Here is a 13,714-nt window from a genome sequence, read left to right as displayed (position 1 = left end):
TCCTCTATTTCTTCTGCAACGTGCGAATGTAGGCGATCACGTCCTTAATCTCCGGATCGGTAAGTTTGCCCGAGTATGCAGGCATCTTCCCTTTTCCACTCTTGGTAGCGGATATCAGATCCGCGTCTGCGGCCTTGATCAGATCCGGCGAACTGAACGGTGGCACCTTCATAGCCTTCCCTGCGGGCGTGCCTGCGCCGCCATCTACACCGTGGCACATTGCACACTTGGATTTGTAAGTGTCTGCTCCCGCGGTCTGTGCGAAGACAGGACTCGCTGCGAGCGCAATTGTGATTCCCACGACTGCAACTCTGATTCGATTTTTCATTCGACGATCTCCTTCTTTGATTTGCTAGCAACAACTCAACTGTTCAGCCCCTGCTCTCAAAACTCATAGTGCATTCCGAGGGTCAGGTTATTTGCATGGAAGTTCCGGGGCGCGGTTTCCCCGGCGGGAGATAAGGTAAGACCCGTTTGAAGACCGGCCAGTGTGGGAGAGTTGCATGGAACGACAGGCGCTGGAGAGGCCGGCGTGGGATTTGAGGTACTACAGAATGGAGCCCCGGAAGAACCACCCTCGCCGTAGCCGTAGAATCGGTATTGCGCTTTCCATATCCACCCTTTGTGGACGGTCCAAGCAAGACTCACTTCGGGAGATTGATACGTGGAGACTAGCGAGCCGTTGACATCCCGCGCGTCATTGAAGAAGCGGCTGCCGTTTACAGCGCTGATGGTGTAGCCGATGCTGGAATGGATCGACGTGATGGGAGAGTAGTTGAAAGCGACCGAGCCATACTGCGTAGGAGCGGACATGAAATCTTTGACAGGCCCGAACTCGTAGTAGGTGGTCCCGCGCACGGTGGCTCCGGGACACGCTGTACCAGTCGGAGACGCAGCACCAGGAAAAGCGCTTGATGCCTGGGCGTCGTAGCAGATGTTGGTCGAAGCATAAACATCGCTATAGCCATAATTCAAATCGAATCCATAGCGCTCGTTCGGCAGAAGCTGAGCTCCCACACTCACCAGGCGACTACGATCGACATGGCTGATCGGGCCGGCGTAGGTGGCATCGCCCGCGGCAACACCGGCCTGGTTGTTGTTCGTGTTGTTGTGCCGCTCCAGGTCATTGAATACTCCTGAGAGGGTTACCCAGGGCTTTGGCCTGTACATCGTATGAACTCTGTAATGCTGCGTCTCTCGCGGCGAAACCGGAGTAAAAGCGTTGTCGGCGTAGAGCGTCTCGACGGAGCCATTGATATCCCAGTGAGTCCTGGGACGAACGGTGACGTTAAAGACGGCGCCGTTTTCATGAATGGTCACTGTTCCGTCTGTATCCTCGCCGACAGGTAATGGAGTGTCATGAGGAATGCCCTGGCCGATAGTATGCAGGCGATAGCGCCAGGTGAGCGAGAAGGTAGTACGAGACCAACTATCCCAGGTCGCGGTCAGGTCATTGGTCAGATCCCTCCGGCCAAAGAAATCAGGCAGGGGAACACCGTTGGAGCTTCCTTCAAATGAGACGCTTCCTGGCGTCAGCGCCCCCGCGTAGTTGATCGTCTCGTTTCCCGCAGTCGTTGGAGTACTCGCAGTGATCCCTTTTGAGATATTGGCTGTTCCCGGCTGCTGAACATTCGAGTAGTCGACTTGTTCAGAGAATCGGACTTTCGTTGAAGCATCCCAGACAATCCCGTAGTCGACGGCAGTGACCTTTCGCTTAGCGCTCGCGCTGCCCGTATACGTTGTAGAGCGAATGGCCCCGTCTAAGCCCTGAAAATTCTCATAGTAGTTTGGAAGGTTCATGTTGGCGTCGGTATACCGCACGTCGCCATTCATCGATACATTCCTGATGCTTGAGCTCTGAAAACGAAAAATCTCTGTTGGGTAGAGAATGCGGGTCGGCTGCGAGCGAAGATAACTTGTCGCAACGGAACACGCCGGGTTGATGATTGGTTTTCCGCCCGGAGTTTGCGGCGGCGAGAGGATCGTATAGGTCGCGGCGTTGGTATATCCGCTTCCCATGCTGCTTGTATTGCATGCACCAATTCCGTAGGGCTTAAAGCCGTCCCAGTTGCCCAGAGCCACCGGCGTTCCATCCGCCTCCTGCGCCAGAAAGCTGCCCGGAGCCAGAGTGAAAGACGAGTCGATCTTAATGTGATCGACTTCCTCCTCGAAGGTAAGCCAGGTGTCTCGCACCGGCTTCCAGTCGATCTCCCCCACGAAATCATCACTGCTGTTGCGTTGATACTCCTGAAGCAGAGCATCGTACATGCCAACAGACTCACCAGGACTCAGGCTCGGTCCTTCCATGACATTCTGCGAGTATCCCGCCCGAAACGTCACTTTCGATATTGGAAAAATCGTGAGGCTGGTGTCCGTCATACGGCGTACCGTATTGAAGAGGAACGGCGACTGCTCAACCTGCGGCCATGCAAGAGAGCCCGTAGGGGCGATGGACGAGCCGATAGGAATCGACAGCCCTGAAGGAAGATTCGGATTGGCCAGCAGATCGTAATCAAAATACTCGCGATGTCTGCGGAACATTCCTGAAAATTCATAGAGCTTGCCTTTATGAAAATTCAGCTTGGCGAAGTTGTTCGGATCGCCGCCAAACCCGCTGCTGAAGGCACTCAAAGAATCGACCAGCGAATTCTTCGTTCCAGGAATCGCACGCAACTCAAGCGCCTCACCAAGCACGCGCGGTCCGGACTGAATATTGACTAGCGTGCTGTACATGGCTTCGCTGCCTGTGACGTTGGCAATGTGGCCACCCAGATCGACGGACTCGTGAAGGGTGTAGCCATCCGGAGCAGTCAGATGTGTATCGGCGGCTGGAGCCTGCACGATCGCATTCTGTGCGGTAGCAGCGACACCGGTCATCAACAGGATGGCTACTCCGATGCCTTCAGCGAAGCGTTGCGCCGAGACGGAGTATGACCGTTGATTGGAAAGCTGAAAGAAACAACTCGCCTTTTTCATACAAAGCCTCGCTTGAGAACGTCGCCGCAGCAAAACTCCGGCCTCGATCCGATACGCATCACCCGGGACAGAAGAGGAACCCTATCTTGCACCGTCATTTGAGGAAGGCCGGATGGAGATTGGAGCCATGGATCATGGTGTGGCAGCTGGTGCAGGGCGTCAGCTCTTGAGACCCGGCGTTCATGCTGTGAAACGTGCCTGCGGCAACCTGGCTGTGGCATTGATTGCATAACGTGTTGATCGACGGCATGTTTAGCAGCCGCGCGTTCTGCGAACCATGCGGGGTATGGCACCCAAGGCATCCTTCGCCCTTGACCGCAGCGTGCTCATAGACGAAAGGTCCGCGCGTCTCCACATGGCATTTCGTGCAGATCTTGTTTTGATCGACCGTCGACTTCAGATTATTTTTTGTGAACGTCCCATGCGCATCATGGCAGTCACTGCAGCTCAACGCGCCTTCGTTCACCGGGTGATGGAACGGCATCGCGAACGTTGCCTTCACATCACTGTGGCACTGAAAACATAGCTGCGGCTGGGATACCTTCAGCAGTGCATCCTCACTCTTGAAGCTGTGGACGCTGTGGCAACTTACGCAGCTTACGTTGGCTTTGGCGTGCTCGGAACGTGCGAAGTCTGGATGTGCGCCCGCGTGGCAGCCGAGGCATGTGCCATCGATCTGCTTGGCCGATGCCTGGCTGAATCGAAATATCTTCGTGATGTCCCCGCCGCTCTCGACGTGCGCCTTCCCTGGCCCATGGCAGCTTTCGCAGGTCGCGCCCTTGCCGCCATGCATCAGCGCGAGACTCGAGTGCGGATTGGTGCTGAACTTCTTGGCTTCATCCGCATGGCAGGTCTCGCACATCTCCGACCCGACAAAGTCAGCAAGGTTCGGAGCAGTGGCTCTTTGCGAAAGCGTAGCTTGAGCCTGTGGCTGAGCTTGACCCGCAGCTTCGGCTGGCATGGCTTTCCGAAGCCCGGCGAGCGACGCAATCAACGTCAACCACAAGAGAGAGCGCTTCATTCAATACCCCTAAGGGAAAGTTCGTATGGACGTTTTTGTTCCGCTGATTCGCTAAGCGGCTCATGGAGCATTTGGTTGAGTTCGAGTCAGCATAGAACGAGCTCTTCCCTTTCTTCTGTGACACGAATCACAATCGAAGACTTTTTCACTTTGGAAGAGAAGATATCCGTGTGTGAAGTGGAGCCAGCTAGATCACAAACTATCGGGCACACTGTTCGATCGGGACGATCGATATCACGATTTCGCGCTTGTCTTTCTTGGCAGTGAAAATTTGAGGCAGTGACACAATCGCAGACAAGAGGCCTGGTCGATGCTGATGTTGTATCGGGTAGTTTGCGATATTGCCTGGTAGTTCATCTCCAAGATGGCATAGGAAGAGAATCCGAGTGTTAGTCGTGAACAGGAGCCGGCATCGCGTTTATCAGGAATGCAGAGCTCACCGGCCACTCAGGCGAGATAGTCCGCACAGAGCACGGCCTCTCGCCATGATTGGGCGAGTCATCTCCACTACGCCGCAGGAAGACGGGTCGACCTTCGATAAGCCTCTTCATTGAGCACCAGCACAGGGCACGGCGCCCCACAGATCACGCCATAGGCAGTGCCAGGCATAATATCCGTTCGAAACGAAGCTCCGGATACACCCGCCAGAATAATCAGGTCAAAGCGTCCCTGCCCGGCAATCCGAAGGATCGTCCCAACTACCGAACCTGTCTCAACCATGCAGGAAACAGGTGGTATTTCTCCGGCAATGCTGGAAAGAATCTCCTTGAACCTGCTTTCTGCATAGGAACGAATTCGTATAGCCGATGGATGAGCTTCCGCAATCTCGGGAATGACATGCAGCATCGTAAGTTCGGCATGGTGGATTCTGGCGAAGCGCACAGCAGACTCTGCTATAGACCGTGATTGGCGATCGAGTGCAGTTGCCAGCAAAATTCTGCGTTGCATGGAGGGTTGCATGCCGCGGCGTGCGGCGTGACCAATGGCGAGAACTGGAATATCGATCTCGCGAAAGATGGACTGTGCAATCGAACCCAGGATTTCCTGCCGAAACTTCCGTGGGCCATGAGAGCCAACCATAACCCGATCCGCCCTCCATTCCTTAACCATTCGCACGATGGCCGGCGTAACCGGTCCGCTGCGCACGACCCATGTGCATTTCACGCCTGCTTCCCTTGTCTTCTTTGCAGCCTCTTCAAGAATCTTCTCAGCGCGTTGCCGCGCGTTCTCACCATCATCAGGAACCACGCGGCCGGGATCGGGTGCGCTTAGGTCAGAAAGAACATGGATGAGCTTGATGGCGGCTTTGCATCGCAGCGCGTAGTCGACTCCTTCGGGCAGAATCTGTTTCAGGTCCGTGAGGTCCGTGGCCAGAAGTATTCGGGATGGCAGTATATGAATTCGGCCGGATTGTGCCGGCATAAGGTGTTCCTCCTGAAAGAGGATTCTTGCATGACCCGGCCGGGAGCAATGTGAGCCTCAGCACAGTACCCTGTGACCTGCATCACTATCATGCCGCGGCGTGAACCAAATCACTCGCTGCACTCAGAGCAGCATCTCGAGCGACTCTTTCTTGAGGATCGTCAGTTTCGTCCCTCGAATCGATATGGTGCCGCTACGTCGAAGATTGTTGAGTGCCCTCGTGATAGATTCCCGCGAGCTCCCGAGCATGGAAGCGAGGTCTTCGTGCGTGAGTGGCATGTGAATCTCAGGATGTACATCCTGATCCGTGCCACCCTCAATCGCTAGTTCGAGTAGAAGGTGGGCTACTCTGCCAGCAATGGAACTCGAGAGCGCCAGGCGGCAGGCGTCACTCAGAGCGGTCCTATATTCGTTGCTCAGGCTTTCGGCGGCATGCAGACTGCCCTCCACATGGCGTTGAATAAAGTGAAGAAAATCGCTCTGTTGAAAGTTCTTAATCTGTGCGTGTTCGATCGCCTGTGCAGTTACCTCGTGAGGCGTCTTTGAGAGCGCGGCGCTTAAGCCAAGCACATCACCCGGCTTCGCTATCTTCACCAGCAAAGTTTTTCCATCCTGTGACGACCGCGACAGTTTGATCCGCCCCTCGCAGACCACAGACACGCTGCGCGCTGCTTGGCCCTCTGCGAACAGTATGCTGCCCATCGGCAACATGACGTGAGAACTCATCGCATCATATTCAGCGAGCGCCTGAGGGGCCAGATTGCAAAACCATCCTGGCTTCCTCGCTTTGCATAACAGGCAGTTTTCAGTATGCGTCGACATCGGGCACATTTGCACTACGGTCTCTCTCCTTCTTGAGCGAGGCCGGGCACGCCCATTCGATAAGCACCGGCAATGTTGTACACATTTTCGAACCGTGCCCGTAGATAACCGCCGGAAGCAAACGCTACAGAACCTGTTCGTAACGGCAACGGAACATATGGGACGGCCGCGATGCATTTGGTTCCACCCAACCTGCGTTCCACGGCTCGCCTCTATTCGCAACTTTATAGCGATTGAGGAAGCAGCTGTGTGATGTGCATCACATGTCAATGTGACACACATCACAATTGCAAAATGTAATTTGCTCTGGATCGATCATCAGCTTGGAAATTGGAAACTTCATAAAAGCTCGTGACGGAAGTGGTCGGAAAACAATTCCGTCAGCGAGTGATAAATCATAGGTGGCGCGCTACTGGCCCAGATCCTCGAACTTTACGTTGATGATCGGGTAGAGCTTCCAATCCTTGTAGTCAAAGTGCCACCACTCATCTGGGATCACTTTGAACCCTTGCTTTTCCATGGCCTCACGCAGTAGCGCACGACGGGCGCGCTCATCGGCCGTGCCGCCCGGATAGTCGGCGTAGGCACGATCGGTCATCTCGTCATAGCCGCTCGGCATCTGTACTTCCTCGCCCGTCTTCAGGTCATAGAGCGATAGATCGACAGCGCATCCGCGATTGTGTTTCGATCCATCCGCCGGGTTCGCCACAAACTTCTTCTTGTCGTCCGGCGTTGCATCCCAGAAGATTTTGGTCACATACCACGGACGATATCCATCATGAATAATCAGTCCGTATCCCTGCTTCCTCAATCGGTCATTGACGATCACCAGGGCCTGTGCGGCCGGCCCCTCAAGAAAAGCCCGTGCCTGCGTATAAACCGGAGTACCTAAAAAATTGTTGGCCGTCGCATACCGGACATCCAGTTTTATAGTCGGATCGAGCTTCACAAGCTCCGCCAAGTCCGGTTGCCGAAAAGTCCCTTCTTCCACCGGAGGCGTGGCCTTCAGCGCTTCGACACGCAGTTCTTCCACCGGGCGCAGCGGTGTAATGCGAAAACTCACCTGCTGAGCTTCACTCGGTGGCGTCAGGGAGACCCATAATAGAAAAAGAAACCCAAGAGGTGTGAGGAGCGCGTGCCGAATGCGAGAGTAATCGAGAAATTTTCTCATCGGTTTCATAGGTCCCTTCACAACTCGTGCGATCGGGTCGAATGTATCACCAATCCGAACGCCAAAGTCTCCGGTTATAGAACACAAGTCTGAAAGTGCCGGTTGATCACCTTCTGGCCGCGGAGCAATCCGTCTCTGGTTGCAAATTCGCGTCGATGAGCGCATTGCCCTGCTGAAGTCGATTGAGGTCTCGGTGCTCGATGCGCAGTTTACCCGCAATTTCATCCAGAGCACGATACAGAATGCATCTTCACTTGACATCCAAGTGAAAACGCGCGATTCTGCCTTCCTGGGAGACTACTCGGATGCCTAGTGAAGAAAAGGAACCCCTCCAACTCCTGCAGGGAACGTTGGACCTGATCGTTCTGCGGACGCTGTCGGCCCTGGGAGCTCAGCATGCTTACCAGATCTCCACCCGACTGCAACAGGTCTCGCAAAATCACCTGAATCTCAACCAGGGTACGCTGTACCCCGCTCTTGTTCGCCTCGAACAATATGGGTGGATTAAAGGTGCGTGGGGCCGAACGGAGAGCAACAGAGAAGCGAAATTCTATTCGATCACTAAGGCGGGTGAGCAGGCTCTCAGCAAAGAAACTTTGCGGTGGCGCAGGATGGCGGGGCTTGTGGATCGCCTACTGGTAGAGGATTTTCAATCGTGAGATATCTCCGACGCTTTCTGGCCAAGTGCATCTCCCTTGTTCGCAACCGTTGCGCGGAAGAGGAGCTGAACCGGGAGATCAATGGGCACCTTGCCCTACTGGAAGATGATTATCGCGAAAAAGGCATGAGCGCAGACGAAGCGCACTTTGCCGCGAGACGCGCCTATGGCAACGTCGAGCAGGCAAAACAGTCGCATCGCGAGGAGCGCTCGATTCTCTGGCTCGAACAATTCATGCAAGACATTCGGTACACGATACGGCAGTTCAGAAAATCTCCCGGGTTCGCCATCACCGTAATTCTCACGATTGCCTTGGGAATTGGCGCTAATACGGCAATCTTCACACTCATTCACTCGATCCTATTGAAGTCTTTGCCGGTGGCCGATCCAAAATCGCTCTATCGCGTCGGCGATGTCTACACAGATTGCTGTCTCACCAACGGGCTTGAAAACAGCAACGGGGATTTCGACATCTTCTCCTGGGACAATTACCGGCAGCTTCGCGCCTCGACTCCTGAATTTGAACAACTGGCGGCGATGCAAGCGGGAGAGCAACTGCTGAGCGTCCGTCGCGGCACCAATCCTGCACATTCCAGGCAGGCTGAATTTGTGTCGGGAAACTACTTCAGCACCTTCGGAGTAGCGGCATTTGCCGGCCGCATGTTCACCGACGCTGACGACCAGGCGACGGCGCAACCGGTTGTGGTCATGAGTTACCGGACCTGGCAATCCGACTATGCCGGTGATCCTTCCGTTGTCGACAGTACGTTCTATTTGCAGGGCCAGCTTGTAACTGTAGTTGGCATCGCAGCGCCTGACTTTTACGGGGATCGGATCAGCGCGAATCCACCGTCGTTCTGGGTTCCGTTGTCAGACGAGCCGCTGCTGAATGGCGCGAATTCTGTTCTACATCAACCGATTGCATGCTGGTTATATCTGCTGGGGCGTCTACGCCCCGGCGTTTCAATCGACACGCTACAACAAAAAATTTCGGCCAACCTCCGTCAATGGTTGACAACTGTGGACGGCTATCAGCGCCATGGTTTTCCGGCCCTCATCTCCAAGGTGCATGTCGTGCTGGCTCCGGGCGGAGCTGGCATTGAGCGCCTGCAAGAACAAACCGACAAAAAACTCTATCTGCTGCTTTCCATCTCGTTGCTCGTTCTACTCGTCGCGTGTGCGAATGTAGCGAACCTGATGCTGGCGCGCGGTATGAAGCGGCGGGCAGAAACGTCAATGCGCATGGCGCTTGGTTCCGCGCGATCCAGACTGATTCGTCAGATGCTCACGGAGAGCGTGCTGCTTGGATGCCTTGGCGGCCTTGCCGGGCTTGCCATCGCATACGCCGGAACACAAACCATCTTGGCGCTCGCCTTTCCGGGCGCGCTGCATAGCGCCATCCGAGCTACGCCCTCTCTCGCGGTGCTGGGATTTGCATTTCTGCTCTCGCTTGCAACGGGCATGGTATTTGGCAGCGTGCCGGCATGGATTACCTCCCATGCCGATCCGGCGGAAGCACTGCGCGGCGCGACACGATCGCTTGGAGACCGCGCATCGCTGCCGCAGAAATGGATGATCATCCTTCAGGCGGCTTTCGCCCTGGTGCTCTTGATGGGGGCGGGGCTGCTGACGAAGAGCCTGCAGAATATGGAACGTCAGGATTTCGGTTTACAGACAGCCAACCGGTACGTACTTCATTTTGACCCAATGGGTGCGGGTTATTTACCTGAGGGAAAACTTGCTGATCTGTACAGGAGGCTGGAGCTGCATTTCGCCGCGATCCCCGGAATGCAGAGCGTTGGGCTCGCCATGTATAGCCCTCTGGACGGAAATCAATGGACTGACGGTATCACCCTTCCCGGCAGGCCGCTTCCAGATCCGAACGACGATAACGATGCACTTCTCAATCGGGTCAGCGCGAATTTTTTAGACGCCACCGGACAAACTTTGATCCGAGGCCGCGGCATAAGCCAGGCAGACAATGAACATGGCCCCTTCGTTGCCGTCGTCAACGAGGCCTTCGCCAAGAAGTTTTTCCCCCATGAAGATCCGATCGGCCGCCGCTTTGGCACCTACGAACGGGAGGACACTGGCGCTTACGAAATCGTAGGTGTAGTTGCGAACGCGAAGTATACCGATCCACACGAAGACGCTAAGGCCATGGCTTTTGAGCCGCTCGCGCAGTGGCAGCACAACTTGAAGGATCCAATCTTTGTCTATCTCGAAAAGCAAACGCATATCGCCGGTGCAGTGGCGATGAACTACCGAGGGACGCGGCAGAGTCTTGAACAAGCGATACGCAGCGCCCTGGCAGAAGTCGATCCCAACCTGGCCATTATCAACCTTCGATCACTCGATTCTCAGCTTGCCGGCAACTTCAGCCAGGAGCGGCTGGTTGCCCGCTTGACCGTGCTTTGCGGCCTGCTTGCCCTCGTCCTCACATCTATCGGACTATATGGCACGACCGCCTATCAAACTACACAGCGCACGCGTGAGATAGGACTCCATATGGCGTTCGGCGCGGACCGGTCGCAGGTGGTTGGTATGGTGATGCGCAGAACATTCGGGCAATTGATTTTCGGCCTCGCTTTGGGGATCCCGATTTCTCTCATGGGCGGCCGCATGATGGAGAGCCAGCTCTATTTGGTGAAGTCGTACGACCCCTGGAGTCTGGTTGTTGCAATCTTCGTTCTCGCTTTCGCCGTCGCTGTTGCAGGCTTCATTCCCGCGCGCCGCGCAGCCTCTATCGATCCCCTGCGGGCGCTTCGCAACGAGTGATCGCGGGACAGCATGCTACGGTCGAGTGATAAGTGTCGCTTTCACACTTTCTATGCTCTTGGAAGGATGCATATCTCTGCCTCTCAATTTGTGCTGAATCGCTAATGCAGTCTTTGAGCGGACTGATTGCTTCCGAGAAGCCGGCTTCGGCGGGCTAACCCGGAGAATCCCATCTCAGACGTCACAGACGTGCCTTATTGGATGGAGACTCGAGAAGGCCCTATTCGAAGTCGTCGCCGTCATCGCCGATGGGCATGCCGGGTGGCGCGCCCATCGGTTTCGCGGGGATGAACTTGTCAGGGTTTTTATTGAACTCGTTGATGCGATCGATCATCGCGAGGCGGTGAATCGCTTCGGCAGAGTCGGTCGGTGGCCGGCCGCCGGACCACTGCTTCAGCAAGTCTTCCACGTGATAGCGGGCTATAGCTCGGGCCTGCGAGCTGGCCTGCGGATTAAGGGCCAGGCCGAGCATCCACTCGAGACCACGGAACTCGACGGCGCGCTCGACCTCGGAGCCGACGCTGTGACCAGCGTCAGGACGCTCGGCGGTGGTCTTTGAAACTTTCTCCATCATCACGCGAAGTGATGGGCCCTTGCTGCCGTCGGCGGTATCGCGCATGTGGAATTGCAGCAGGCGTGATGCGCGGGCGGGATCGAAGAGGACCTGGTACGTGAGGTCTGCGGCGGACTCGGCTGCGGAGATCGGGTCAAAGGTGAGGCCGGTTTCGGCCGGGAACGACTCCTGTGTGCGGCCGTAACCCGGCGGTGCGGGCGGCAGCAACTTCAGAATGTTTTCCGGCAGCGTGAGCGTCTCAAATGCGAGCGTCTTGAGCACAGCGTCGAGTGCGGCGTCCTGCTGTTTGAGGCCGACGATCATGGGGCCGGACTGTCCGTCGCCGCGTAGGTTATAGCGATAATCCACGCCACCAATAAGCTTGATAGCGGCCTCTGTCTGGTAGCGGTGCAGCAGGTAGAGGGGCACGAGCGTGTCGGCGAGTTCGGCCATCGGCTCGCCGAGTCTGATGTTGTTTTCGCCGAAGCGCTTGAGCGCGGCTGCGCGAATGTCGAGGACGCGGTTCAGCTCAGCGACGGGGTCTGTGCCATTGTCCCAGAGATGATCGATGGGCGAGGCGGAGCTAAAGGGGCGAGCGTCTTCGTCGGTCATGAAGACAAGACCGGCTTTATCGGAGTCGGCGAGGATTTTATTCAGTGCGGTGGGATCTTCGACCGGCTTCTTGTCCGTATCGAACTCTCGATAACCGTAGCTGATCGCTACTTTGTCCCACACACCGATGCCGACCGGGTAGGCGTGCGACAGGTCAGGAACGCCGCTCTTATCAAGAGTAATCCAAGGGTGAGGATAGTCCATCACGCTAATCGTCTCGTCGGGGTTGGTGTGAGGAAAGGTGGATGCGGCGAAGTTGTGCGCGAGGCCGAGCGTGTGTCCGGTTTCGTGTGCAGCGAGTTGGCGGATGCGCGCCAGGACCATCATGAGCATGGGATTGCCGTCCTTCGCCGAGGAGACATGCCCTTCGGGACCGGCGATGGTTTCACTCTCGTTGAGGAGATTGCCTGCCTTATCGTAAGGAGCAAGCAGTGCTTCGGCGATCATATAGTCCTGGCGGGCGCGGAGACTGCCCAAGGTGACGTTGCCCTTGAGAATCTCGCCGGTGCGCGGGTCGGTGATAGTCGCGCCATAGCTCCAGCCACGTGTGTAACGGTGAACCCATTGGATGATGTTGTAGCGGACGTCCATCGGGTCGGCGCCGGATGGCAGGATGTCGACTTTGAAGGTACCGGGCGCCCAGCCTGCGGCCTGGAAGGCCTGATCCCACCAGCGCGCGCCTTCGAGCAGAGCGGAACGAATGGGCTCAGGTGCGCCATTGTCGACATAGTATTGGATGGGCTTGACCGCGACGCAGGCCTGTGTGCAACTGGGGTCACGCTTGATGAGGCGATGACGCTCGATGAAACGCTGTGTCATATCATCGCCGAGAGGGACGTTGTAGTCGCGGTAGGAGAAGTCGAAATAGCCGGCGCGCGGGTTGAAGCGCCGCGGGACAAAGGTGCCATCGAGCGCGGGGAGCTGCACGAAGCTGACGCGCTCATGCACGGTCATGGCATGCGGGTCGGGTGTGACATCGCGGACGAAGCGACCAGCGGGAGGCACCTCAGTGGTGAAGGTAAGCGTTGCTTCAATCTCGGCATTCTGGGGAAAGGATTTTGTGTCGTCGGGGCTGATAGCAGAGCGCGTGGGGTCGACCTTATAAGTTCCCTGCTTCGTGCTCGTGAGCGTGTCGGCAACCTGGAAGGGATCGTGTAGCAGAAGGTCGGTGGCATCGATGAGTATGGTGTCGTTCTCTTCGGCCGCGACGGTGAAGCCTGCGAGCACAGACGACGGGAACGATTGCGTGACAGGCAGCGCCACAGCGGGTTCCACGTTGCCGGGACGGAAAGCCTGATTCGGCTCAACCATGAGCACTTTGGGACCGACACGTTCGAAGCGGACCACGATGCCGCGCGAAGTTTTGCCACGGTCCAGGCCGAGATCGTTCGAGCCGGTGCCGAAGGGCAGCGAGCTGGTATAGAGCAGATCGGGTGTGCGGCCTCGGGCGTCGACGTGGAGTTCCACGAAGATGTGGCCTGTCTTCGCATCCCAATCGAGCGGCAAGAATCCAGGCATGCGCTGCATACCGTCCGTACGAACCTTGGCCGTGCTCAAAGCTGTTGGTGAATGCGCTTCTTGTGCAAGCAAACAGAACGGCATCGCGACCGTGGCGACGAATAGAGTTAGGTTGAAGCTAAGGCGCATGAGTGTTTTTATCATGCGGAGCGATTAAGCTCCGGCATCTAATTCTCATCAGAC

The 13,714-nt window shown here is 56.3% G+C and carries 10 protein-coding genes; 3 read left to right on the top strand and 7 right to left on the bottom strand.

The features are described 5' to 3' along the window. Positions 1-4: 4 nt before the first annotated feature. From XX99_RS07985 to XX99_RS27665, 6 genes are all read right to left on the bottom strand, one after another. Positions 5-328, bottom strand: a complete 324-nt coding sequence (locus XX99_RS07985; protein ID WP_050058837.1) for a c-type cytochrome — start codon at positions 326-328, stop codon at positions 5-7. 56 nt (positions 329-384) lie between these two features. Continuing rightward, the gene (locus XX99_RS07980) at positions 385-2,976 is read right to left on the bottom strand and encodes a hypothetical protein (protein WP_050058836.1); all 2,592 of its coding nucleotides are present in this window, start codon (positions 2,974-2,976) and stop codon (positions 385-387) included. A 94-nt stretch (positions 2,977-3,070) separates the two neighbouring features. Beyond that, complete coding sequence (locus tag XX99_RS07975) at positions 3,071-3,997, bottom strand: DmsE family decaheme c-type cytochrome (protein ID WP_082125367.1); 927 nt, start codon at positions 3,995-3,997, stop codon at positions 3,071-3,073. Positions 3,998-4,504: 507 nt separating this feature from the next. Further along, the gene (locus XX99_RS07970; protein WP_050058834.1) at positions 4,505-5,419 is read right to left on the bottom strand and encodes a universal stress protein; all 915 of its coding nucleotides are present in this window, start codon (positions 5,417-5,419) and stop codon (positions 4,505-4,507) included. 123 nt (positions 5,420-5,542) lie between these two features. Then, positions 5,543-6,145, bottom strand: a complete 603-nt coding sequence (locus XX99_RS27670; protein WP_184084656.1) for a Crp/Fnr family transcriptional regulator — start codon at positions 6,143-6,145, stop codon at positions 5,543-5,545. 505 nt (positions 6,146-6,650) lie between these two features. Beyond that, positions 6,651-7,304: a M15 family metallopeptidase gene (locus tag XX99_RS27665; RefSeq protein WP_231581201.1), complete on the bottom strand. Its 654-nt coding sequence runs from the start codon at positions 7,302-7,304 to the stop codon at positions 6,651-6,653. Positions 7,305-7,551: 247 nt separating this feature from the next. Between XX99_RS27665 and XX99_RS27660 the strand changes: the two genes are divergently transcribed. From XX99_RS27660 to XX99_RS07950, 3 genes are read left to right on the top strand one after another with little or no spacing between them, the layout of a single operon-like run. Then, positions 7,552-7,725: a hypothetical protein gene (locus tag XX99_RS27660; protein ID WP_184084659.1), complete on the top strand. Its 174-nt coding sequence runs from the start codon at positions 7,552-7,554 to the stop codon at positions 7,723-7,725. Beyond that, positions 7,718-8,071, top strand: a complete 354-nt coding sequence (locus tag XX99_RS07955) for a PadR family transcriptional regulator (protein WP_050058832.1) — start codon at positions 7,718-7,720, stop codon at positions 8,069-8,071. Before XX99_RS27660 ends, XX99_RS07955 begins: the two co-directional genes overlap by 8 nt. After that, positions 8,068-10,848, top strand: coding sequence for an ABC transporter permease (locus XX99_RS07950; RefSeq protein WP_231581200.1), 2,781 nt, complete (start codon positions 8,068-8,070; stop codon positions 10,846-10,848). Before XX99_RS07955 ends, XX99_RS07950 begins: the two co-directional genes overlap by 4 nt. Positions 10,849-11,068: 220 nt before the next feature. Here XX99_RS07950 and XX99_RS07945 read toward each other — a convergent pair whose 3' ends face one another. Beyond that, complete coding sequence (locus XX99_RS07945; RefSeq protein ID WP_231581199.1) at positions 11,069-13,675, bottom strand: zinc-dependent metalloprotease; 2,607 nt, start codon at positions 13,673-13,675, stop codon at positions 11,069-11,071. Between the last annotated feature and the right edge of the window lie 39 nt (positions 13,676-13,714).

It is taken from the genome of Silvibacterium bohemicum (genome assembly GCF_001006305.1).
Classification (GTDB): Bacteria; Acidobacteriota; Terriglobia; order Terriglobales; family Acidobacteriaceae; genus Silvibacterium; species Silvibacterium bohemicum.
Note: the sequence above shows the minus strand (reverse complement) of the source record. Positions and strands in the feature narration are given on the sequence as shown.

Bases quoted from the DNA above. Each gene is read 5' to 3' on its own strand.
- XX99_RS27670 (WP_184084656.1), bottom strand. From the start codon at position 6,145: ATGAGTTCTCACGTCATGTTGCCGATGGGCAGCATACTGTTCGCAGAG.
- XX99_RS07955 (WP_050058832.1), top strand. From the start codon at position 7,718: ATGCCTAGTGAAGAAAAGGAACCCCTCCAACTCCTGCAGGGAACGTTG.
- XX99_RS07970 (WP_050058834.1), bottom strand. From the start codon at position 5,419: ATGCCGGCACAATCCGGCCGAATTCATATACTGCCATCCCGAATACTT.
- XX99_RS07945 (WP_231581199.1), bottom strand. From the start codon at position 13,675: ATGATAAAAACACTCATGCGCCTTAGCTTCAACCTAACTCTATTCGTC.
- XX99_RS07985 (WP_050058837.1), bottom strand. From the start codon at position 328: ATGAAAAATCGAATCAGAGTTGCAGTCGTGGGAATCACAATTGCGCTC.
- XX99_RS07975 (WP_082125367.1), bottom strand. From the start codon at position 3,997: ATGAAGCGCTCTCTCTTGTGGTTGACGTTGATTGCGTCGCTCGCCGGG.
- XX99_RS07980 (WP_050058836.1), bottom strand. From the start codon at position 2,976: ATGAAAAAGGCGAGTTGTTTCTTTCAGCTTTCCAATCAACGGTCATAC.